The 22,089-nt window shown below is 35.6% G+C and carries 18 protein-coding genes, 1 tRNA gene, 1 other RNA gene and 4 pseudogenes; 9 read left to right on the forward strand and 15 right to left on the reverse strand.

What is annotated here, in order from left to right; genetic code table 11:
• Positions 1-74: 74 nt before the first annotated feature.
• From pabB to STRPS_RS03355, 6 genes and pseudogenes are all read left to right on the forward strand, one after another.
• Entirely contained in the window at positions 75-1,820 is a 1,746-nt protein-coding gene (gene pabB, locus STRPS_RS03335) for an aminodeoxychorismate synthase component I (RefSeq protein WP_007895516.1), read from the forward strand.
• A gap of 44 nt (positions 1,821-1,864) precedes the next feature.
• Positions 1,865-2,431, forward strand: a complete 567-nt coding sequence (locus tag STRPS_RS03340) for an aminodeoxychorismate/anthranilate synthase component II (RefSeq protein ID WP_007895425.1) — start codon at positions 1,865-1,867, stop codon at positions 2,429-2,431.
• A gap of 30 nt (positions 2,432-2,461) precedes the next feature.
• Complete coding sequence (locus tag STRPS_RS03345; protein WP_007895339.1) at positions 2,462-3,733, forward strand: replication-associated recombination protein A; 1,272 nt, start codon at positions 2,462-2,464, stop codon at positions 3,731-3,733.
• Positions 3,734-3,827: 94 nt separating this feature from the next.
• Positions 3,828-4,022, forward strand: a non-coding RNA gene (gene ssrS / locus STRPS_RS10335) — 6S RNA.
• A 4-nt stretch (positions 4,023-4,026) separates the two neighbouring features.
• Positions 4,027-4,099 (forward strand) — tRNA-Lys (locus tag STRPS_RS03350).
• A gap of 122 nt (positions 4,100-4,221) precedes the next feature.
• Positions 4,222-4,689, forward strand: a pseudogene (locus tag STRPS_RS03355) (transposase); the annotation flags it as partial.
• An 18-nt stretch (positions 4,690-4,707) separates the two neighbouring features.
• Here STRPS_RS03355 and STRPS_RS10340 read toward each other — a convergent pair.
• From STRPS_RS10340 to galE, 5 genes and pseudogenes are all read right to left on the reverse strand, one after another.
• A pseudogene (locus tag STRPS_RS10340) lies at positions 4,708-4,917 on the reverse strand (IS5/IS1182 family transposase); the annotation flags it as partial.
• A gap of 116 nt (positions 4,918-5,033) precedes the next feature.
• Positions 5,034-5,360 (reverse strand): hypothetical protein, encoded by a 327-nt coding sequence (locus STRPS_RS03360; RefSeq protein ID WP_037598899.1) that lies wholly within the window; start codon positions 5,358-5,360, stop codon positions 5,034-5,036.
• Positions 5,361-5,369: 9 nt separating this feature from the next.
• Positions 5,370-5,975 carry a hypothetical protein gene (locus tag STRPS_RS03365; RefSeq protein WP_007895541.1) on the reverse strand — a complete coding sequence of 202 codons (606 nt, stop codon included), beginning with the start codon at positions 5,973-5,975 and terminating at the stop codon, positions 5,370-5,372.
• Positions 5,976-7,122: 1,147 nt separating this feature from the next.
• Positions 7,123-7,461, reverse strand: a complete 339-nt coding sequence (locus tag STRPS_RS03375; RefSeq protein WP_007895422.1) for a hypothetical protein — start codon at positions 7,459-7,461, stop codon at positions 7,123-7,125.
• A gap of 699 nt (positions 7,462-8,160) precedes the next feature.
• Positions 8,161-9,150, reverse strand: a complete 990-nt coding sequence (galE, locus tag STRPS_RS03380) for a UDP-glucose 4-epimerase GalE (RefSeq protein WP_007895288.1) — start codon at positions 9,148-9,150, stop codon at positions 8,161-8,163.
• Positions 9,151-9,516: 366 nt separating this feature from the next.
• Here galE and STRPS_RS10940 point away from each other — a divergent pair.
• Positions 9,517-9,921 (forward strand): annotated as a pseudogene (locus STRPS_RS10940) (LD-carboxypeptidase); the annotation flags it as partial.
• Here the strand turns inward: STRPS_RS10940 and STRPS_RS03385 are convergent.
• From STRPS_RS03385 to STRPS_RS03415, 7 genes and pseudogenes are all read right to left on the reverse strand, one after another.
• Positions 9,916-10,347 (reverse strand): annotated as a pseudogene (locus STRPS_RS03385) (MepB family protein). The pseudogenes STRPS_RS10940 and STRPS_RS03385 overlap by 6 nt on opposite strands.
• Before the next feature lie 184 nt (positions 10,348-10,531).
• A complete protein-coding gene (locus tag STRPS_RS03390; protein ID WP_007895503.1) occupies positions 10,532-11,299 on the reverse strand; it encodes an HAD hydrolase family protein in 768 nt (255 codons plus the stop codon).
• Between the two features lie 413 nt (positions 11,300-11,712).
• Positions 11,713-12,354: an ABC transporter ATP-binding protein gene (locus STRPS_RS03395; protein ID WP_007895324.1), complete on the reverse strand. Its 642-nt coding sequence runs from the start codon at positions 12,352-12,354 to the stop codon at positions 11,713-11,715.
• Positions 12,338-13,141, reverse strand: a complete 804-nt coding sequence (locus STRPS_RS03400) for an ATP-binding cassette domain-containing protein (RefSeq protein WP_007895612.1) — start codon at positions 13,139-13,141, stop codon at positions 12,338-12,340. The genes STRPS_RS03395 and STRPS_RS03400 overlap by 17 nt, the downstream gene beginning before the upstream one ends.
• Positions 13,142-13,152: 11 nt before the next feature.
• Positions 13,153-13,974: an ABC transporter permease gene (locus tag STRPS_RS03405; protein WP_007895327.1), complete on the reverse strand. Its 822-nt coding sequence runs from the start codon at positions 13,972-13,974 to the stop codon at positions 13,153-13,155.
• Positions 13,971-14,948, reverse strand: a complete 978-nt coding sequence (locus STRPS_RS03410; protein WP_007895468.1) for an ABC transporter permease — start codon at positions 14,946-14,948, stop codon at positions 13,971-13,973. The genes STRPS_RS03405 and STRPS_RS03410 overlap by 4 nt, the downstream gene beginning before the upstream one ends.
• 112 nt (positions 14,949-15,060) lie before the next feature.
• Entirely contained in the window at positions 15,061-16,689 is a 1,629-nt protein-coding gene (locus tag STRPS_RS03415) for an ABC transporter substrate-binding protein (protein ID WP_007895283.1), read from the reverse strand.
• Positions 16,690-17,024: 335 nt separating this feature from the next.
• Between STRPS_RS03415 and STRPS_RS03420 the strand changes: the two genes are divergently transcribed.
• Positions 17,025-17,597 carry an LOG family protein gene (locus tag STRPS_RS03420; protein ID WP_007895366.1) on the forward strand — a complete coding sequence of 191 codons (573 nt, stop codon included), beginning with the start codon at positions 17,025-17,027 and terminating at the stop codon, positions 17,595-17,597.
• 361 nt (positions 17,598-17,958) lie between these two features.
• Positions 17,959-18,369 carry a hypothetical protein gene (locus STRPS_RS03425; RefSeq protein ID WP_007895310.1) on the forward strand — a complete coding sequence of 137 codons (411 nt, stop codon included), beginning with the start codon at positions 17,959-17,961 and terminating at the stop codon, positions 18,367-18,369.
• A gap of 542 nt (positions 18,370-18,911) precedes the next feature.
• Here STRPS_RS03425 and STRPS_RS03435 read toward each other — a convergent pair.
• Genes STRPS_RS03435 through STRPS_RS03445 form a run of 3 tightly spaced genes read right to left on the reverse strand, consistent with a single transcriptional unit; the run spans position 18,912 to position 22,086 of the window.
• The gene (locus STRPS_RS03435) at positions 18,912-20,030 is read right to left on the reverse strand and encodes an ABC transporter permease (protein WP_007895367.1); all 1,119 of its coding nucleotides are present in this window, start codon (positions 20,028-20,030) and stop codon (positions 18,912-18,914) included.
• Positions 20,027-21,154: a SagG family ABC transporter permease subunit gene (locus tag STRPS_RS03440; RefSeq protein ID WP_007895679.1), complete on the reverse strand. Its 1,128-nt coding sequence runs from the start codon at positions 21,152-21,154 to the stop codon at positions 20,027-20,029. Before STRPS_RS03440 ends, STRPS_RS03435 begins: the two co-directional genes overlap by 4 nt.
• Positions 21,155-21,162: 8 nt before the next feature.
• A complete protein-coding gene (locus STRPS_RS03445) occupies positions 21,163-22,086 on the reverse strand; it encodes an ABC transporter ATP-binding protein (protein WP_007895430.1) in 924 nt (307 codons plus the stop codon).
• Positions 22,087-22,089: the final 3 nt, after the last annotated feature.

The raw sequence follows: 22,089 nt of genomic DNA on the forward strand, positions 1-22,089 counted from the left end.
TTTACTTATTTAAAGAACTGTTTCTATTTGATCACACTAGGCGAAGCAAATGCTTTTTATGATATAATTTGGGTATGCATAGAAAAACAATTATTGATTTCAAAGAGCTTGGACAACGCTACCTTTTCGAAAACCCACTACTAGAATTGATAGCTGAAGAATTAGACCAGGTAGGCTCAGTCATTAAACAGGTTCAGTACTACCAACAACTCGGTTATTATGTGGTGGGCTATCTCAGTTATGAAGCAGCTAGCTTTTTTGATAAAGCCTTACAAACTCATGGTACTAGACTAGGCAAGGAGTATTTTGCCTATTTTACAGTGCACAAAGAATGCCAAATGGAAGATTTTCGACTTGATTATGATAATCTCGACCTTCCTAATCGCTGGATCAGCGCTACTCAGAAAAAAGCCTATCAAAAAGCAATTGAAATCATTCATTCCAATATGCGACAGGGCAATACCTATCAAGTAAACTACACTATCCAATTGACGCAAGAGCTTGATCTCGCTAAGAGTTTAGCAATCTACAACAAACTTCTTGTCGAACAAGCTGCTGGCTACAATGCTTATATTGCCCATGATGACTTTGCAGTTATCTCAGCTAGTCCTGAATTATTTTTTAAACAAGAGGGCAATACCTTAACTACCAAGCCCATGAAAGGCACCACCAAACGTGGCGTTAACAGCTGGTGTGACCAAAAAGAGCATGATTGGCTTCAGGCTGATGGCAAAAATCGGTCTGAAAATATGATGATTGTTGATTTACTCCGTAATGACATGGGAAAAATCTGCCAAACAGGTAGCATTCGTGTTGATAAACTTTGTGAGCTAGAAAAATATTCTACAGTCTGGCAAATGACATCAACCGTACGTGGTGAACTCAAACCAAATTGTGACCTTATGGCTATTCTCACAGCCCTCTTTCCATGCGGCTCTATCACAGGCGCCCCTAAGGTTTCCACCATGGCCATTATCAAGGCCTTAGAACCAAAACCAAGAGGGGTTTATTGTGGAAGTATAGGTCTTTGCTTGCCTGATGGGCGCCGTATTTTCAATGTTCCCATCAGGACCCTGCAACTTACTGATAACCAAGCCACTTATGGTGTTGGCGGCGGTATCACCTGGCAAAGCAAATGGGAAGAGGAATTTGAAGAAGTCCATCAAAAAACAGCTATTCTCTACCGACACAAACAAGTCTTTGATCTAAAAACAACGGCTAAAGTTGAACATAAAAAAATTATTCTTTTTGACCATCACCTCAATCGACTTAAAGAAGCAGCCACTTATTTTGCCTACCCTTATGATGAGCTCACTTTGCGAAAGAGATTAAAAAGCTATCTAGAAAAAAAAGATGAAGCGAGCTATCGCTTAACGGTTAGTCTCTCTAAAAATGGTGACATTAACCTTTCTGACCATCTTCTAGAACCTCTACCCTTAACTTTTCTCAACGCTCAGCTCACCTTACAAGATAAAGACGTGGTTAATTCTGCCTTTACTTACTTTAAAACGAGCTATCGTCCCCATATTACTCCAAAACCTTACGAACAAGTGTTCTATAACCAAGAAGGTCAATTATTAGAAACCTCTATTGGAAACCTCTTTGTTCAGTTGGGGCAAATCCTCTACACACCACCAGTAGCAGCTGGTATTTTACCAGGCCTCTTTCGCCAAGAATTACTAACAACTGGCCAGGCTCAAGAAAAATGGCTAACACTAACTGATTTAAAAAGTGCAACTGCTATCTTTGGAGGAAATGCTGTTCGTGGGCTCTATCTCCTAAACGTTGATCTTCTCTCTGATGCCAAATCAACTAACTAGTCAAAGACTAAACTTATTTCAACCATTCAGTTATTAAGGAAGCTATGATACTCTTAATTGATAATTACGATTCATTCACTTATAATCTTGCCCAATATTTAAGTGAATTCGACGAGACCCTTGTCTTGTATAACCAAGATCCAAATTTATATGAAGTGGCCAAAAGAGCCGATGCCTTAGTCTTCTCCCCTGGCCCTGGCTGGCCCAAAGAAGCTAATCAAATGCCCACACTTATCAAAGACTTTTACCAAACAAAACCTATTTTAGGTATTTGTCTAGGGCACCAAGCAATTGCTGAGGCCCTGGGGGGCAAGTTACGCTTAGCCAAACAAGTCATGCACGGGAGACAAAGCAAGATTCACGTTCAAGACTCTAGTAGTCTCTTTCGCTCTCTTCCACGAGAATTAACCGTCATGCGTTACCATTCTATCGTTGTGGAGACATTACCCCAAGACTTTATCATCACAGCAAGAGATTGCGAGGATTATGACATTATGGCTTTTGAACATTGCACTCTCCCTATTTTTGGACTACAGTTCCACCCAGAAAGCATAGGGACACCTGACGGCATGACCATGATTGCTAACTTCCTTGCAACCATTCGCCATTAGCCACTCGTCACAATGAAAGGAGAAGCATATATGCACGATAATTTGGCGCTACGCATGCGTCCCAAAACCATTTCAGAAGTCATCGGACAAGAGCACCTTGTCGGCGAAGGTAAAATCATTCGTCGCATGGTTGAAGCTAATATGTTGTCATCTATGATTCTCTATGGTCCTCCCGGAATCGGTAAAACCTCCATTGCTAGTGCGATTGCAGGTACAACCAAGTACGCCTTTCGCACCTTCAATGCTACCACCGATACCAAAAAAAGGCTCCAAGAAATTGCCGAAGAAGCTAAGTTTTCAGGAGGGTTAGTTCTTCTTCTTGATGAGATTCATCGTCTTGATAAGACCAAGCAGGACTTCCTCCTCCCCTTACTCGAAAATGGCAATATCATCATGATTGGAGCAACCACCGAAAATCCATTCTTTTCTGTCACACCTGCTATTCGTAGTCGCGTTCAAATCTTTGAGTTAGAACCTTTAAGTAACGAAGCAATTAAAAAAGCTATCGCGACTGCTATCTCCGACAAAGAACGGGGATACTCCTTTGAGATCACACTAGATAGCGATGCTCTTGACTTTATAGCAACAGCGACAAATGGCGATTTACGTTCTGCCTATAATTCACTAGATTTAGCCGTCATGTCAACCAAGGAAGATAGCACGGGGAAACGCCATATTTCTCTAGATACAGTGGAAAATAGTTTACAGCGTAGTTATATCACCATGGATAAAAACGGAGATGGGCACTATGATGTGCTGTCAGCCCTACAAAAATCCATTCGTGGCTCAGATGTCAATGCTAGTTTACACTATGCCGCTAGATTAGTTGAAGCTGGAGACTTGCCCAGCCTGGCCAGACGCCTAACTGTTATTGCTTATGAAGATATCGGCCTTGCCAACCCAGACGCACAAATTCACACCGTTACAGCACTGGATGCTGCCCAAAAGATTGGTTTTCCGGAAGCTAGGATCTTAATCGCCAACGTCGTTATCGAGCTTGCCTTATCACCCAAATCCAACTCAGCTTACCTTGCTATGGATGCTGCTATAAGTGATTTAAGAAAATCGGGCAATCTTCCCATTCCAAGACATTTGCGCGATGGCCACTATTCTGGCAGCAAAGATCTAGGAAATGCCCAAGACTACCTCTATCCTCATGCTTACCCCGAAAAATGGGTCAAACAACAATACCTACCAGACAAACTAATCAATAAGAACTATTTTATAGCCAACGAGACAGGAAAATATGAACGTGCTTTGGCAGCCAACAAAGAGCGGATTGACAAGCTCTCACAGTCCTGAAAAGAACTGGAAACTAGCAACCGTTTACAAAAAAATCGCTTTTTAACTTGAATTTTTTAAAAAAAGTGGTATTATAATGACATAGAAAAAGATTGAATTGCTGTGGCATACGAGTTCACATCTATGTGTTGACCGACTATTTCTTTGTATTATCGGGAAACCAGGTTTTTCCCTAGTATGCAAGCCGTTCCACGCGGAAGCAACTGTAAAGGGAAAACAGGTTACCCACCTGCTTAATTGCGCGGGTTCAATACAAAACGTGAACCACCGGTGCCAATACAGCATTCTTTTCAGCCTCCTTAGCTCAGTTGGTAGAGCAGTAGACTCTTAATCTATGGGTCACAGGTTCGAGCCCTGTAGGGGGCATTAAATAAGGAAAAGCCTTTGTTTAAAAGCTTCAGATTGAAGACAAAGTCTCTAGAAAAATGAATTTCTAGAGACTTTGTGTTTTCCAAGAGTTATAATAGAAGTATAAAGAAGGACCTTCTATGTTCCACAAAGAAAATCCTGACTACAAATGCAATCAAGTCGGTTTTTATAGCTTAGATGAGTTAGTCCCAGAAGACTATCTGCTTCGCCAGATTGAGCAAGCAATAGACTTCTCTTTTATTTATGACTTGGTAAAAGATAGTTACTGTCCTAATAATGGGCGTCCTAGTTTAGACCCAGTGCTATTGGTTAAAATCCCCATCATTCAATGTCTATTTGGCATTCGCTCCATGCGTCAAACCATTAAAGAGATTGAAGTCAATGTGGCTTATCGTTGGTTTCTTGGATTAACATTGGAAGATAAGGTGCCTCATTTTACCACTTACGGTAAAAATTATAGTCGGCGTTTCCAAGATAAAGAAGTGATTGAAGCCATCTTTTCTCATATCTTAGGACTATGTCTCAATGCTGGGTTAATTGATCCTACTGAAATCTTTGTGGACGGCACTCATATCAAGTCAGCTGCCATTAGTTGCTCTGTTAAATTGAAGAATAGGAATTTTGATGAGCATGACAGAATCAAGAATTGGATAGCCAGTATCCGATAAGTAAGTCTACTCTACTAAATCATAGATGAAATCAAAATCAATGATATTATCTACTTGACGCAGAAAATCATATTCTAGGACGAGTTGATCTAGCGTGTAGAAGCCATATTGATGACAATTATACTCCGGTTTTTCCCTATTAAGCATAGTGATATCTCACAGGATTTTTCTTTTATTATACTTCTGAAATCAGCAAAAATCCTTAGAATTTATTTTCTAAGGACTTTGTCTTCAGTCTGAAACAACTAGATTTTCCTAATCGTTTATTCTCCTTTTTTAAAACAATAAATGGCAATAAAAGAAATTAAAAAAATTATGATAGCAACCATTAAATTAATATTTATTTTAAAAAATTCTTTGTCAAAAAATTTACTTAAGATATAACTTAATATTAGCAATAAGATATAAAATATTTTAATATTAAGTATGTTAGAAATTTTCTCAGAATTAAAATACAAAATACTAATTATAAGTATCACAAACCAATTTAATTTAAAAGTATGTTGGGAACCAAAAATGTAAAATGACGTACCTAGAAATAATATTGCTACTACAAAACAATACGCTTGTAATAATTTATAATTTTTCATTTCATACTCCTAAAGTGTTTTATGAAGGTACACTTCCACTGGTCCATTAGGATACCTAGCTGCAGCACGTTTATATAAACCAATCCAGCCGTTTCCGTTTGCATCTAAAATATTTGCTAAAGCACTACCTGTTGAAGCGTAAGAAGCTCCCATATAAGATAATAGAAAAGAAGCAGCATGTTTTGTAATTCCAAATGCAGCAGCAACGGCACTTGCCATAGCTCCTATCCCAACATCAGTCAAAGCAGCAAAAACATTTTTACCAACAGCAATTCCAGTATATTTCCAAGGTTCTATTGGATACCAACCTCCTATCATCTCAGTAGCTCTCTTCACTCTAATAGGTGGATCCACAATATATTCTTTAGAAAAAACCTGAGTTTCTGTATTTCCCTCAGCAGTTACTTTTAAATATACAAATTTTTCATCGGAATATATTTCTATTATTTTGTTACTATTCTGATCTTCTATAATAGTTTTAGTAATAGTTCCATTACCATCAATAAAATCATGGGTAATAACCTTATTTTCATTCGTTACTTGTTGAGTAATTGTATTATTTACTTCGCTTGCATATGCAATTGATGGAGCTGTATGAGCTATTACTATTAACAAGGTTGCTAATAAAACAATAAAATATTTTATAAAAGACCCCCTTTTCTATTCCTAAATAAATTGTTTGCGCTTTCATTATACTACTGAAGAAACTTTTTGTCTATCTATTTTTTAAAAATAATCTAATGTTATAACAAAATAAAAAACTATTCTAATAGCAGGCTCATACTAATCCTTTATTTTTGCATTAAGGTAATTTGTAAATATTTTTTATACAATAACTAACTATTTTAAAAATTCTATAAAAAATACGTCTGTTCTAGATTTGTTCTAGAAACAAGAAACAGCTTTAACTTTTTTTAAAATAAAAAATGATAAATCCCTTGATATTACTAGATATTTTTATCACAAAAATTTTTAGTAAATCGTTGTAGGGGGCATTAAATAAGAAAAAGCCTTTGTTTAAAAGCTTTCAGAATGTTTTCAAAAATAAAGTATTATTTTAGTAGTATTTAAATATAAAATGATCACTCATTCCTTAATTATTAAAATAAAGACTGAGAGCAAATTCAAATAATACAAGCTACTAACTATCAAATAAAGCATTTATTATATTATTTAACTGAAAATCAAAAACTCCTAAACTCCTAAAACGCTATCTAATTTTCGGTCACTGTTCCTTTTAAAACATAATATTATACTTAAATGCAATAAAAATTAAGAATAAGAGAAATATTATAGATTGAACCCATATTAAAAACCAATAGCTTTTTGTAAATTTCTTTTTTCTCGTATCTTCTATGGACTTCACAATATCTATTATATAAATTTTGATCCAAAAGTAGATAGTAGCGATAGCAAATAAAGCTAATATTAACACAACAAGCCATACTTCTAGCATAGTTTTACCACCATTCTACCCAGCCATTATTTTTAATTTTATCTCTAGCATCTAACCATGCAGCAATTGATGAAACCCGGATCAAGAACATTTTTAACGACATGAGAAATAATATTATTTATTTCTATTCCAAACGTCATAAGAGTCCCACAATCTTTCTTGCTATTAAATTTGTTGCGTACTGAGCCCCTCTTTTCATAACTAAAGCTTTAATACCTGCTCCAACTCCTCCACCAACTGCAGCACTAATACCAACATTAATCGCAGCAGCTAAAACTGAGTTAGAGATTGCACCATGAGTTGCTGCTAATACATCTTCACCTTTAATATGATCGAATACATTCTTATGGTTTCATCTATTCCATCTATAATTTTGTCAGTTGTTGCAACTAAATTGAGATAATTAGTAGAACCAGGAGTATATAAATCAAGAATAGCTTTCGCATATACCTCAACATCTTCATGTGTAGGGAGATTTAATGTTTCAGCCTCTGCATAAACTATTTTACGAAAATCTTCAAGCTCTGCTTTAGACATCTTATCTGTAGTAACAACGCCCTCAGGATTAGATTCAAACTCTTTTAATCTTTGTTCATCATATGTATCTAATTTGGATTTCTCATCTGCTTTAGCTACGCTAGTCATAGCGACCACCTTTCGTGCATAATCATTTCCAGTAGCCAACATGGGAGAAGCAATTTCGACAGACAAAACCGTCAATAATACATTCTAAAATTAAATTTAATACTATTACTTTTATAATTTGGATTTTCTCAACCTGCCTTGAAGATGGACGACACTTTAAATAAGCATAGAAGCCTGAACGGAAAATTTGAAGCGTCTTACAAGCATGAAGAATGGTTAGGCTAGCGCTATTATCCTTCAGAAATTAAAACTTTATTTCCGGCTTGGCTTCAAGAAGACCTGGAACTTTTTTAGAAGCTCGAGTTCCTCCTTTAACAATCTATTTTCTTTCTCTAACTTCATTATCTCAAATTGAGCATGACGAAGTGTATTCCCATAACCTGGAACTGCACTTTCACCATATTTTTCGTATTCTTGAACCCAACGCTATAAGCTATTGGGATGAACTCCTAAAGTTTCACTAACGATTTTTACGGCTTGATACTATCCAGGAATAAGCTTAACAGCAGCTAATTTAAACACTTTATCAAATGTTTTTCTTGGCATAATTATTTTCCTTGTTTTCACTTAACTTCATGTCCACTTTATTATACCAAGTCCAAATAAGGTTTTTTATCATTTCTTATTATTGGACTTTCCGGAAGTGTTGCCTTTATTTGTGTGCTATTTAGTAATACTTCTTTTTTTGTTCCATTATATCTATTCTATAAAACCTTCTGGATTATTTTTATGCCAATTCCAAGCACTAGTGATAATATCTTTCATATTAGTAAAAGTAGGATTCCATCCTAAAACTTCTTTTATCTTATCACTTTTTGCAATTAATACGGCTGGATCTCCCTGTCTTCTTCTCTCAATTGAATAATTTACAGAACACCCAGTATACAACTCAACATTCTTTACTATCTCTAATACCGAAAATCCTTTGGAACTTCCTACGTTAAAGACATTATTCCGCTTTTCTCTGTTAATATATTCCATTGCTAATATATGTGCTTTTGCTAAGTCAACAACATGAACATAATCTCTAATACAAGTTCCATCATGAGTAGGATAGTCGTCACCGTATACACTTAATTTTTCTCTTTTATTATTTGCAACTTGAATTACTATCGGAATAAGATGAGTTTCACATGTATGATCCTCTCCTATATTAGAATCAAATGAAGCTCCAGCAACATTGAAATATCGAAGAGCAACATAGTTTATTCCATATGCATCTGAACACCATCTTATTATTTTTTCCATCATTAATTTACTCTCGCCATATGGATTTTTTGGGATTAAATTAGATTCTTCAGAGACTAATGCTATTTCGGGTTCTCCATAAACTGCTGCTGTCGAAGAAAAAACAAGATTTTTTACTTTAAAGTCTCTCATTACTTCTAACAATGCAATCATACCACCAACGTTATTATTAAAATAAAGAAGTGGTTCACGCATAGATTCTTCAACTAATAAATTTGCTGCAAAATGTATTACTGCTGTAATATTATTTTCTGAAAAAACTTTTGTTACTAATTCTTTGTCTCTGATATCACCATAATAAAATGTTATTGATTTCGGTAAAGATTTAATATGACCAGTCTGTAAATTATCAATAACTAATACGTCATAATTATTTTTGATTAGCTCCTCAACAGTATGTGAACCGATATATCCTGCTCCACCCACAACTAAAATTGACATAAAAACTCTCCTAATCTTTGATAAGTTAAATTATATCATTAATATCTTATGCCTTCAAAATTGCAAAAATACTACTTTCAACAGTTAGTCAACTAAAAAACAGACCCCTTATAATGTTAAAAAGCCTTGATTTGATAGTAATTTAGTAACTTATTACAAGTTTTTTCTACACATTTCAAACTATAGGGGGGAATCTAATACATAAGAAAAAGCCTTTGTTTAAAGGCTTTTTTGCTTGTCCAAAGAGTATTTGTCCCATCATTTGTCCCCGAAAATAATTTTTTATGAAAAGGATTTAAGATTTTCAAAAAAGAGCTATCATATGGCAATAATAAAGTTAACATAAGGTCATAACCTTCATCATCTGCGACCAAATTTAGAAAAAAACGTTATAAACGTGCAAAGCAATTTTGGTTTAATAAAGGGTTTAAAATAAAAGAAGGAAATGTAACTGGTAAAAGTGACTTTTATCGTTCAGGTACATTAAAAGAAAAATCTCTGAAGCAAAACAACTTAATTTATGATTCCGAAGTGAGATGTATTGTGGCTTCTATTGGTGGAGTAAATTCAAATTCACTTCTACCATATATTGATTATAACGACTGAAAAACATACCCTAAAATTATTATTGGATACTCAGATGTGACAGCAATCCTTTTTGCGATATATGCGAAAACCAGTTTAACAACCTATTATGGTCAAGCAAGGGTCTCATCTTCTGAAGTCTTTTCCAAGATAGCATTTAAAGTTTTGATAATCCTTAACCTATAAATAGTTAAAATATCTCACCTGCCACTTTTGTGTTGACTGAGCTGTTTTATTTAAATTGGTACACCAAGGTGGATAGAAACGCATTGCCATCTTCCCTTTGATTTCATCTGTTGCGATTATATTCCTTTTTATTGCATCAAGTTTTGGAATAATAAATATGCCTTGCTTATGTTTGTCTTCGACGATAATAATTAATTCCTCACCCAGGTCATTCTCAGTAAAAGGAATATTCTTTCCGTTACTACTTTTTTGCCAAAATGCAGTAAAATAACCATCTTTTTTTGGTATTTGCTTAGCCAAGCGACATCTTTTATACGTTTACTTGTCTTTTGGTAGTAAAACGAGACCTTCATAATCTATATTCCACTTATCTTTGACAATATCAAAATCTGGATAAATAGCTTTTAATAGTTTAATTGATGTCAACTTATTCTCCCCACTATTTTTTTAATTGTTCGATGGCACCGTAACTTCTATAAGCATTACCAATAGATCTAACTTTTATTTTTTTCATAAAACGCGTTCTCAAATGAAGCTAAATCTATTCTAAGTTACATGAATTCCAACCTTCTTGTTTATACAATTGGTGAATACCAGTAATAACTTTATATTATTTAATCAGAAGTTTAATTGTACTACATACTTCTTGCTTTGTAATTATTTGTACATTTTCTGACTGAAGGAAAGGATATTCTACAGAAAAACCCTTTGCTGCATTTTGTAAGAGATTAATATCATTTTTATCATTACCAAAAGCATAATAAAGGTTATCTCCTATTACTTGTTTCAAGGCTAAATATTTGTCACTACCTTTACCTGTGATGACTAGTTCTTGAACATCTTCATGATAAAGTACTGATACATCTTTATCTCTGCTAAATTGCAAGGCTAATTCTTTAGAAATATTGAATAAAATAACTTTACTTACATTAGTTGTTCTGATTGCTACGTTGTCTGCTAACTTAGCACTATCTAGCTTCTGAAGAATTGGATTTCTATGATCTTCTATTTTTGCAGAATAGTTCCACTCATAATCAATAATGTAATCTAAATTCAGTTCATGAATTTTATTGACTACCTTTAACATAACGTTTTCATCAATATAGGAAGTTAAAGTAATTTGATTTTTATGACGTATCATAGAACCATTTCCACCAATTAAGCTATTTTGACCAAAATCAGTCAATAGTGGTAACATATCTCGTATTGGTCGAGCAGAAGCAAATATAATATGACTCATTTTGTCCAAAACTAATAAAGTTGATAATATATCACTATCAATAGTTTTTCCATCGAATACTATTGTTCCATCAAGATCAAATACAACTATTTGTTTATCTAATACACCTTCAAACGAAAACTTTTTTAACATTGTCATAAATTATCTATTCCTACCTAGTTAATAATAAGTATATCAGGTTTCATTTAATTAAGATAAAATATAATTTTAAAAAGAAAAAAGGGTCGGAAATTACTCCAACCCATTAATTGTCACCAACCTACATGGTTAGTGACCTTTTTTCTTTTGATGACGTTTTTCTTGTTTCAAGCGATAAACTTTTTCTTTCTCTATTTGTTATGTAAATAAATGTGACAAGTCGTGTGATTAATTCCCCCTAGATTAGCTATTTAGTTTAGTATAACCTATCTAGATAATAAGATTTTCTAATTTTATTTTGAAGCTAGGTTATCTTTTAAAGTTAAAAATAGCTACAGTTTCCTTTATTAACTAAAAATAATAAGTTCTACGTAAACTAGATAACGAGACGCATCTTGTCTAGCTTTTCTTATTTAACCTTGTCTTTTATCCATATTGCCCATATTTATGAATCGATTTTCTTCAATCAAGTAACATCGGTCACAAATCTTCTCAAGCATGGTAAAATCATGGCTAATAAGGATGAGGCCTATATTGCGCTCTTTAACAACGGCTAGTAAACTCTTCCACACACTAGCTTGTGTAATGCTATCTAGCATGGTAGTCATCTCATCGGCAATCAGATATTTTGTACTTGGATGCAGGGAACGCACAATAGAAAACCGCTGAAGTTCTCCTCCTGAAAGCTCACTGGGTCGACGATTTAGCCATTTTTCTTGAATTCCAAAAGCTGCTAGTAAGTCCTGTTGAGGACTATAGGCTTCTGCTAAGCTCTTTTTCATCACCCATAATGGGTTCATCGTTTTTTCTGGATGTTGTTGAATGAGTTGAACAGGTCTAAATCCTTTTTGCGGTAAAGGCAGATCATCAACTAAAATATGGCCTGCCTTAGGTTGCAAAAAACCTGCTAATACTTTTGATAAACTTGTTTTACCACAGCCACTTTGTCCAAAAATTCCTAAGATGTGACCAGGCTCTACTATCAAATTGATGTCCTTAAAAAGCCAGGGCTCTTTGTCATGATAAAAGCCAAGCTTTTTAACTTCTAAACTCATGGATAGCTCCTTTCAAAAAGTCTTGCTGGGGAAGTGAACGCCACAGACTTCTAGCAAATTCTGTTTGAAGCTGCTCACCTTTTCCACTGAAAAAATTTGCTGGTGCTGTTTCAATAGCCTTTCCCTCTTTAAAAACCGTAATACGATCAGCAATTTGTTTGGCTGCTAGAATATCATGAGTAATAAATATCACGCTAATCCCCTGATCTGCAAAAGCACGTAATTGGTTTAAAACCATTTGTAGGGCATCTGGATGGAGCCCCGGCGTTGGTTCATCTGCTATAATCAAAGAAACCTCGTCAGTCACACATGTTGTAAACATGACACGTCGCAACATCCCACCAGAAAGTTGGAAAGGATACAAGTCACCATCACTCTCTTTCAAACCAAATTGTTGAAACAATTCTGTTTGCTTTTCCTTAGGACTTTCTGAAATACCCAGCCGCACCTGATGCTTTACTTTCATAGATGGGTCTAAATAATTCACCGATTGTGGAATCAAGGTGATATCTTTGCCACGTAAATTCCTGATACGTTGAGCAGTCAATGGTTGGCCACGATAGATGATGTCACCAGTAACTTCTGCATTTTTAGGTAGAATATCCATAATGGCGTGTGCCAACAAACTCTTTCCTGAACCACTGGCTCCAATAATAGCTAAGAGTTCCCCTTTTTTGATATCCAAATCCAAGGCTTCAATCGGCCTTGAACGAAATGCTTTTAAATAAGGTCCATACTGAGTAAACGTGATGGAAAGGTTTTTAATACATAATAATGTCTCTGTCATATCCTTATCTCCTAAAAATAATCAGCTTGAGGGTAAAAAAGCTTCTTTAATGATTCCCCAATAGTATCAAAGGCATTGACAAGGAGAATTAGATAAAGACCCGGAAAAATAACTAGCCACCAGTTCCCAAGTGAAATGTGTTTAGCTGCCTCTGAAAGAATAATACCTACCGAAGGTTGTTCAGCAGAAAGACCAAATCCTAAGAAGGTCATTGATGCTTCATGTAGGATCACATGGGGAAATAAAAGGATGAAACCAATAAATATTTGGGAAGCAATTAGAGGCAAGATATGGTTCCAGACAATATAATAAGGTGTCTTTCCCATAGCTTTAGAGAGCTGCACAAATTCCTTATTCTTAAAATGATAGACCTCATTCCGAATAAGCCTTGCTAGTGAAGGCCAGTGGGTAACGGCCGTTGCAATAATAACACCCTGCGCCCCTTTCCCAACAACAAAAGAAATAAGAATCATAAAAATCAAATGGGGCATCCCAATGAATAAGTCAATTAACCAAGCAATAGCTCTATCAACCAAATTATTTCCTAAACCAGCAAGCATACCAAAAACAGTTGCTAGAAAGACTCCCATTAGGGCACCTAGCAGACCAACTTGTAAAGAGAAACAGAGGCCTTTAACTGTCCTCACAAACATATCTCTTCCTAAACCATCTGTTCCAAAAAGATAATGTAAGGAAGGAGCAAGATTTCGTAAGGTGGCATTCGTTTGTAAAGGGGTATGAGAAAAATAAAGATTTAAAATTAAGATACTAAGGATAAGGGAAATGGCCAGGCATAGCTGCCATAAAACAAGAGTTCGACGTTCTATTGTCATGCTTTTCTCCTCAATTGTGGATTGATTAGACTGGTTAAGATATCAGCAATAAGGTTACCAGCAAAAACGAAAATTGTCCCTACCATTACAATAGCAAGAAGAAGCGGCGTGTCACTCTTAAGCCCTGCTTCAGTAAGGGTTGATCCCAGACCAGGATATGAAAAGACTTGCTCCGCAAGTACAGAGCCACCAAACAGTTCTCCAAAATATGAGAAATGAAGGGTAATTGCTGGTATAATAGCATTCCTTAAACAATGGTATTTGAAAATTTGCCAATCCGTTTCCCCACGCGCTTTGGCAAATAAAACATAGTCACTAGAAAGTACAGATAGCATCTTCGCCCTAGTATGAAGAGTAACATTGGCGATTCCTAAAATACTTAGTGTAAAAACGGGTAAAATGAGGTGCTTGATGCGATCAATCACTGTAATATCTTGACTTAAGGTGCCTATTGGTGATGAAATACCTATTGGGAACCAGCCTAATTGCACTGAAAAGACTAATAAGAAAAGGAGTCCAATCCAAAAGGTTGGCACAGAAATCTGAAGATAGGAAAACCATCTAATGATCCGGTCAAGTAATCTACCTTGGCGAAAAGCTGATAAAGTCCCTAAGGCAAAACCAATAAATCCTGATAACAGCCAAGATAGCCCCATAAGCACAAAAGAAGCTCCTGCGCGTGATTTGATAATATCAATGACTGGTTGTCGATAAACAAGCGAATGACCTAGATGACCCTGCAAAAAGTTTTTTAGCCAGAGTAAATACTGAACTGGAGCTGGCTTATCTAAGCCATAGTGATGAGCAATAGCTTTGTATTGAAGCGGAGTCAATGACGTGTCATAATTGACACTGGCCATGACCGGGTCAACTGGAGATTGTTTTAACAAAATAAAAGTAAAAACAGATACTCCCAAAATTAGTGTAAAGCATCTGATTATTTTCCAGATGACGACAGTAGTAATATGTTTCACAGAGAAATCTCCTTAATCGATAAGAAAAGGAGCCGAGGAAACGATCAGCACAATCCTGTGTGTCTTGTTTTCTCTGACTCCAAACTTAAAGTCGCTGTATTAACTAGAGTAGTTACTTAGTTGATTCATCCCAAGTCCACTGAGCAATATTGGTCAATAGTGACCAGTCATGTCCATGGCTATGAATCCCTTGCTCACCCACATTGATGCGTTTATCACCAATATAAGTGTGATTGAGGCTTACCAACCAAACGTTTGGTAAATCTCCAAGTGTTGAAGCGCCTGTTTTTCCGTCCCATTGTGCTAATTTCCAATAGTGATTAGCTTTGTCAAGATCAGAAGAGGCCATGGCTTTGTCAAGGTACTGTGTTACAGTCGGGTTATTGTAGAAAGTAATGTTGGTCCAACCTTTCCCTGCTAAGCTTGGATGATGGGATTCATAGAATTGCTGAGCGTGGTGACGGCCACCAGCATAAAGCAATGCTGAATCATGAGATTTCGTTGCCATTTCATCCCAATTGCTAGCCTTCAGTTTGATCGTAATTCCTAAAGCTTTAGCTTGCTCTGCAATTTCAACAGCTAGATTAGCTCGTAATTGGTCATTGGTCGGGTAATAAAGATCAAAGGCTGCATTAAGGTTGTCTTTTTTGCGACTACCATCTGCTTGTTCTTTCCAGCCAGCTTTGCTTAAAAGTTCTTTAGCTTTTGCCACCTTATTATCCTTAATTGCTGTTTTTGGCTCCCAGAATGGTGTCTGGTCAATAATCGAGTAAGCAGGCTTACCATAACCGTTCAAAACAGTCTCAAGTATTTTTTTTCGATTTAAACCAATGGTCAAGGCTTGTCGAATAGCTGGGTCACTTGTCACATCATTCCCCACAGGGTACCCATCTGGAGAATCTTTAACAACACCTTTTTTCACATAAGGCAAGGATAAGCCTCGCACATCGTTTGAGGGAATATCCAGAAGACGAGTTCCTTTGACTTTTTTATCAGCAAGTTCTGGTGTCGCATAAATCATATCAACATCACCAGATTCTAAGGCTGCTAAGGCTGTATTTTCATCTAGCATGACCCACGTCCATTTTTTAAAGTAAGGCTTTTTCCCATGCCAATATGGGTTACGAACAAAGATAGCTTGTTCACCAGGCTTATATTCTTTTACCATGTAAGGACCAGATCCTATAGGATTAGCCTTATAGTTTTCCTTATAATCATTTTTAGGGACAATCGGAATTTCAGTTAACTGGGCTGTAAACGTTGAGTGAGCCTTGGTCAGGTGAAAGCTAACTTTGTCTTTACCTTCAACCTCAATATCCTTCAAGAAAGATAAATCCCAAGCTTTACCATCCTTTTTCAACATGTCATAAGTGAATTTAACATCCTCAGCAGTAACAGGCTTACCATTAGAGAATTTAAAGTCATCATTTAAGTCAAAAGTCCAAGTCAGACCGTCTTTAGAAATGGTATATTTTTTAGCCAGTTCACCTTTAATGTCTAAGTTAGGCATCCGCTTTAGCAATGTACTATGAGTAATATTAGCTTCATTATGGATACCATAACGGTCCTTAGGATCAAACTCATGAGGAAGCTTTGCTCCCATAGACACCACTAATTCATCTTTTGGACGCTGCTTACGATTACGTTCCTTTGTCTGCGATTTTTGATTTTGACACGCTACTAAAAAGAGACTAACTAAAAACAGGGTAATAATAGATATGTATTTCAGATGTTTTGACACTGTCAAATCTCCTTATTTCTAATTGATAATTAATATATCATAAATTTAACGACTCGATTTCATTATAACAGTAAACAAATGGGATATCAATTACTTAACTGGTTAATTAGAATTTTCGCTACTTTTTAGAAAAGTAACACTGAGTCCTCTCCAACCTTTTAGCCCCCAAAATTAAAATCTATAGTCAAAGGTTTCCTTTTTCTTTGATCCTTTGTTACAATTTTTAAAGAGAGTAACTGTTAAGATTTAAATAATTACTCACCTTCTTTAGCTATAGTTACTATAATATGCCCTTAAAAAAGATTATCACTACACTAAAAACGGAGACTTAAAGTATGAAACTAACCATTTTTTGTGGCGCAAGTACCGGCTCAAACCCAATTTATAGTCAAAAGACAAGGGAGCTAGCTTTATGGATGGCCCAAAATAAGCATGACTTAGTATACGGCGGGGGAAAGATTGGTCTCATGGGAGTAATGGCCGATACTCTCATTGAAAAAGGTGGGTACACCACTGGCGTTATGCCCACTTTTCTAAGAGATAGAGAAATTGCCCATGTTCATTTATCTGAACTTATCATTGTTGAGGATATGCCAAAGCGTAAAGCTAAAATGATGTCTCTAGGTGAAGCATTTATCGCCTTACCAGGAGGCCCAGGAACCCTAGAAGAAATAAGCCAAGTAATTTCTTGGTCGCGGATTGGTCAAAATGATAAACCCTGCATTCTATTTAATATTAATGGCTACTTTGACCAATTAAGAAAGATGTTTGATCATATGGTTACTGAGGGCTTTCTAAGCCAAGCTGATAGAGATAATGTCCTTTTCTCAGATAATATTTCAGAAATTGAAGCATTTATTTCTAATTATCAAGCACCACATGTACGGAAATATCAGTCACCAAAATGACAAAACCAGTCCCTCAATTCATTTCTTCAATACTATTAGGATAGAAGTCTAATTCGGTATTAATGGTAACCCTTTTGTGGATGATTAGTAAAAAAACTATCTATATCAGGTCTACTTACTATTATGGTCGTTAGAATGACATTCTTATTCTAATCCTGTCAACCTCACTGAAGTATTCTCTGCTTTTCTAGCTACCTATCAGTAATCCAGCCATTACATTTCTACTTGATAGGTATTGATATGATGACCACTATCACTAAGTCAACTTACCTGTTAATACTTTTATTAGATTTTTGCATTTTCCAATATATTAAGGTATAATTAAAATGTATTATCCATAAATAGAAAGTGAGCTTTTATATTGTTAAAAAAATTCGATTTAGATTATATTAATAAAACTAAAGCCGACTTAGGCTATGATCCCAATAGTCTTAATATTACCATCCGTAACAATGGCGCATCATTTGGCAAAGTTTTTCTCTTTGGCTATCTAGCAATATTTACGGCTAAGTTCTTTAATCTGTCTCTTGAAAAAGATGGCCTCCTGTTTATTCAACGGGGCACATTTAATAATAATCTATTAAAAGATAAGACATTTTTTATTAGCCATGATGCAATTCAAGACATCAAGCTAAAAAAAGGACCACTTTCTTATAAAATGACCCTTATAGATTCTGATAATAAAAAAACGCATTTTAGAATTAATAAAATTTTAGCAGGGGTTCCATGGCATAAAGAAAGTCTTGCTAAGCTAGTTGCTATCTATGGCTAAGAACGACTTGACTAAAATGAAGCAAGAAACACACTTGCTCACTATAGCGCTTTCGACCTACTGGATTTCACTTGTCGCTCTGACTTTTTTTGAATGGACAAGCTTCAGTATTATTGTATCCCTTTTAAATGTTGGGCTTATCGTCCTTTGTCTGGCAAAATGTCAAGGTCAACATACCATCAAACTCATTTTTTCTTTGATTTTTGCTCTCTTCCTACTCCTCTTACAACTGCTCTTGTTACTAGTACAAGTCCTATAAAATAAGGCACATTTTCTATCACTAGGCGCTTTAACTTTTTTTATAAGTTTATACCCATTTAATAAGCCGTAATTTACATTAATAGTTACTAGCAACATACCTTTCGAACATTATGACAAAAGATCTTACCAAACCTTTGGAGGAGGGACTGTTTGAAAAAGACGTGGTCAGATCTGCCTTAGGCTGAAACCCTATAAGCCCCTATAAATAAAGATAAAGTTCCAGAGCTATACAAGGCTTTGGAACTTTTTACTATGACTTATTCTTGAATACTTACAATGGTTTAAGATTGAGAAGGTTTTAATAATAGGCTTGAAAGGGTCATAAAAATAGTTGCTGTGACCAATAAAGCCATTAAATAAGGCCAAGCTTGGGATAAGCCTCCTCCACTTTGGAAAGTAGCTATCGCTGATAGAACCCAGTTTTGTGGTAGTAATTTTCCAATAGTTTGCATATAAGATGGTGTAATAGACAAAGGCCAGAGACAGCCAGCTAACATAGAAGTTGGCATAACAATAAGATTAGCCATCTGGCTACTTTGCTGAGAATTCTGCGTCACAGCTCCGATCAGTAGAGCAAATCCTATCGCCAGTAAGCTAAAGAGGAAGAAAATGAGCACAAGCATTGAAAGAGGAATGTAAAAACTAATATTGAAAACCCGCAACAAACTGAGCATAATAATAATTTGAATAGTGAAAGCAACAAGCCCTAGACAAACGTAGCTGAGCATGTATTGAAACCGAGATAATTTTGATAGGACTAGTCGATTATAGATCTGACTCGACTTATCAGCCAAAATACCTCCATAAATGACACTTGTACTCCCCAACATTAAAATGAGTAAAAAGCCTGTGGTGGTTGACGATACAGACTTACTACGTGAGCGATCTGCTAAAGTTTCTTTTGTCACTTGGTAATCTAAACCTTTATTTTTCTGCAAAATCTTATCAAAAGTTTTTTGATCACCATTAGCTACGTCTCCCATGAGATTATAATTTTCCAAAAGGTAATTAACTTGCGCCTTAAACCATTCTGTAATTTCACTATTAGCAATAGAACGGAGTTTGAGGTTCTGGGTTTCTCCTTTTAACACTTTCTCTGAAAAACCTTTGTCAATGGTAAGCACAGCCTCTAGGGTCTTAGCTTGAAAGTAATCATCAATGTGGTCTTCTTCTATTTTGGTAAAGATATCATACTTTTTATTTTGTTTCAATTGCGCAATAAACTGTTTCGAAATCTGACTATGATCCTTATCCAAAATACCAATTTTAGCTTGACTATTCCCAGAAAAACTCAAAGATAGGGCTAGGAGAGTCGTTAAGATAGGCAATAAAAGGAAGGTCACATAGCTAGTCTTTTTTCGTCCTATTTTGACAAATAAGGTTTTGATAAAGTAAATCATGTGGTCACCTGCTTTCTCATTCCTACTAAAGCTAGGATTATAAAGGCTGTTCCAATCCCAATGTTAACCATCAAAGCCACAGGAATTGGATTATGTTGACCACCAAAAATGAGGTAAAACAAACTATCATTAACCCATTTGATTGGTGAAATATTGGATAGCTGGTTAATAAAAGGGCTATTTAGAGTTGACAAAGGAACATAGCTCCCTCCCAAAAAGGCAAAAATAGGGATAACAACATTAGAAGCAACTGTCAAGAAAGCTTCATTTTTAATGCTTATGGCCATTCCAATCCCAATTGCCACGGACAAGTAAATCATCGAAGCTGTCACTCCAATAATTTGCCAGTCATTATTTCCCCAACTAACCCCTAACACAAATCTTGTGAAAACATAAAGAATACCCAATTGGACGGTGGTTGCCAACATAGCTCCAATGAGTTTACCAAAAACCAAGAGCCCAGAAGAAACTCCTGTCAAGTGAAGACGATTGGTTATCCCTTGTTGGCGATCCGATAAAACAAGATTCATTGCGGACATAATGCTATAAAAGGTAATCATGGTAAACATGGAAATAGCATAATAATCAGCTGATGTCATTCCTTTACTAGTCTGAACAGAACTAACTTGAACAAAATCTACTTTTCGTTTCTTCATTTGAGCTAATCTTTGAGGATAGAGTTCACTTATAGAATCAAAGGTTTTAGCATTATCAACATAGTTTGTCACCAACATATTGATCAAATCAGCATTCTGCTGGTTAATATTATTGGTTGTTACCTTAATGGTTTGATTGGCCTTCACTTCCAGAGTTGCTGTCAAGGCGCCTTCACTAACCTTCTTTTTATCTGCTTCAATAGCTTTACTGGCCTTAGCTTCTAATTTCAATTCTTTATTTAACGTTTTTAAAAAAGCAAGAAAATTTTTCTGATAAGGAGTCTTCTTTCCCTCTAATTGATAACGAACAGTTAGCTTAGGAACTGTTGATGTCGTATTAAAGCTTGATTTAAAGGCGAAGCTTAAAATCATAATCATCAGAATAGGAAAAAATACCATCATTAAAAAGGCCGTCCGATTTCGAAAAATCTGTAAGCTTTCTTTTTTGATTAAATGAAATAAAACCATATTGACCTCTAATCTCTTAATTTCTTACCTGTTAAATGCAAGAAAATTTCTTCTAAATTCAAGTGGTTATGTTTAATCTCACTAAAACCAATATTAGCCTCCGTCAATTGCCGAGCGACTGTTGCCATATCTCCATTTTCAACTACTAAGAGTGATTCGTCGTCATGAGTGACCAAGGACCAGCCAGTTTTTTGTGACAAATCCAATTGTTGAGGATCTGTTAAGGTGACCATAATCTGATTTGTCAATTCAGCAGCATAGCGTTTTTCTAACTCAACCTTATTACCTTCCTCAATAATGTGACCATGATCCATGATAAAAATATAATCACAAAGAGCTTCTACCTCTTCCATATAATGAGTTGTATAGATAATAGTAGCCCCTTCTTTATTTAATAGGCGAATAGACTCTAAAATATGATTACGCGATTGAGGGTCAATTCCCACTGTTGGCTCGTCAAAAATAATTAATTTAGGCGAATGTACCAAAGCACAAGCAATATTCAAGCGCCTTTTCATTCCTCCTGAAAATTGACTGGGAAATTGCTTAGCTTGATCTTGTAGACCTACAAAAGCTAAGCTCTTTAAAACACATTCCTTTAACCGGTTTCCCTTCAAGCCATACAGAGAACCAAAGAGTTCCACATTTTCATAGGCAGTCAAGTCAGGATAGACAGCAATATCTTGAGGAACATAACCGATCTGTGAACTAATTTTTCGAATTGATTTTTGAGATTGCTGTAAAATCGTAATCTCACCCGAACTTAAAGGTATCAATCCCAAAATTAAATTAATTAAAGTTGACTTTCCAGCACCGTTTGGCCCTAGTAGACCGTAAATACTACCTTCTTCAATAGTCAGCGAGACATTATCAACAGCTTTTTTACCACCTTTATAGACTTTGTCAACGGCTTTTAATTGTACAAAACTCATATA

The organism is Streptococcus pseudoporcinus LQ 940-04, assembly GCF_000188035.1.
Taxonomy (GTDB): Bacteria; Bacillota; Bacilli; order Lactobacillales; family Streptococcaceae; genus Streptococcus; species Streptococcus pseudoporcinus.